At 74.2% G+C, this 1028-nt stretch carries 2 protein-coding genes; both read left to right on the forward strand.

From position 1 onward, the window contains the following. Nucleotides 1-400, forward strand: a 400-nt coding sequence (locus AOK16_RS24620) for an NrtR DNA-binding winged helix domain-containing protein (RefSeq protein ID WP_420865404.1), incomplete at its 5' end; no start/stop codon positions are given. A 160-nt stretch (nt 401-560) separates the two neighbouring features. Then, nucleotides 561-1028: ATP-binding cassette domain-containing protein (locus AOK16_RS24625; RefSeq protein WP_157859346.1), on the forward strand; the 468-nt coding region annotated here is incomplete at its 3' end.

The raw sequence follows: 1028 nt of genomic DNA on the forward strand, positions 1-1028 counted from the left end.
AGGCGACGCGCACAGCGCCCGCTGGGCGCCGGTGGGGGAGCTGCTCGGCCAGGAAGGAGGTTTCGGCCGGGGCGGAGAGCAACATGCCCCGCTCGCCTTCGACCACGCCCGGATCCTCTCGGACGGCGTCGAGCGCGCCCGCTCCAAAATCGAGTACTCCTCGCTGGCCACGGCCTTCTGCCCGCAGGAGTTCACCGTCGGCGAGCTGCGCCGGGTCTACGAGGCCGTCTGGGGAGTCGTCCTGGATCCGCGGAACTTCCACCGCAAGGTCACCGGCACGCCCGGGTTCCTGGTGCCGACCGGAGGCACGACGACCCGTCAGGGCGGCCGCCCCGCCCAGCTGTTCCGCGCGGGCGGCGCGACCCTCCTCAACCCACCCATGCTCCGTCCCGAAGTCTGAGGGACCTCCGGGGAGGGCGGGCGACGGCACTCGGTCGGCGGCCGCGCGCCGCGCGCTGCCCCAGAAAATAGGACATACCGCGCTATCTTTCTCCGGTGCCTCTGGTCCCCGGGGCATGCCCGCAGCCGCCGGGCGATGTGCCGTCCCCGCGAGAGAAGCGATGATCCAGGCCATCGGACTGACCAGCGCCCCACGGCGCAGTGCGCCTCCCGCCGTGGACGACCTGACCTTCGACGCCCGCGCCGGCCACGTCACCGCCCTGCTCGGGACGCCCGGTGCAGGAAAGACGACGGCCCTGCGTCTCATGCTCCACCTCCAACCCGGCCGGGGCACCGCGCTGTTCCGGGGCCGGCCGCTGGACCACATCCCGCACCCGGCCCGGGAGGTCGGCGTGCTGCTCGGCGACGTCCCGGGCCACCCGGGCCGCACCGTGGGTGGCCACGTGCGGATGCTCGCCGCGGCGGCCGGGGTTCCCGCGGAACGGGCCGACGAGGTGCTGGACCGGGTCGGGCTGAGTGGCATCGCGTACCAGCGGCTCGGGGCGCTCTCCCTCGGCATGGACCGCAGACTCGGCCTGGCCGCGGCCCTGATCGGCGATCCGCACACCCTCGTCCTGGACGAGCCCACG

The organism is Streptomyces pathocidini (assembly GCF_001418495.1).
In the GTDB taxonomy this organism is placed as follows: Bacteria; Actinomycetota; Actinomycetes; order Streptomycetales; family Streptomycetaceae; genus Streptomyces; species Streptomyces pathocidini.